The organism is Cupriavidus sp. 05N39 (assembly GCF_056397325.1).
Window position 1 is genome coordinate 1 of record NZ_JBFTNE010000338.1, and the last position, 420, is coordinate 420.

The 420-nt window shown below is 69.7% G+C and carries 1 protein-coding gene; it reads right to left on the reverse strand.

What is annotated here, in order from left to right:
* Positions 1 to 420, reverse strand: a 420-nt coding sequence (locus tag AC1DN0_RS41595; protein WP_477146685.1) for a type VI secretion system domain-containing protein, incomplete at both ends; no start/stop codon positions are given.

A 420-nucleotide genomic window follows, 5' to 3' on the forward strand; every position in this document is an offset into this window, starting at 1 on the left:
ACCGTCCGGCGCCGGCAGGCCCTGCAACCAGGTCCGGCGCCGGCAGGCCCTGCAACCAGGCGAACGCGGCATCGAGGCTCTGTTGGGCGGCGAGGTCCGCCGCCTGGGCTTCCGTCTCCGCCCAGTCGGTGCTGGCGGACGCGACCGATACCGGCACCATGGGCTCGCCGCGCTCGATATCACGTACCGTGGCATGGCGCGCAATCCACTCCAGCGTGGTGTCATCCGCAAACGGCGTGCCGTCGGTGAAGGCCAGTTGCGCGAGACCGGGCAGGCGTTCGAGCATCAGCGCACAGTCGGTGGCGAGCAGGTCGCGCGCGCGGGYATACTCGCCACCCGCCTGATCCTGGGCGGTGAAGGCGTAGTACTGCAAGTCCAGCCAGAAATGATTCGCGCCTTCGGCGAAGGCCTGCTCGACGC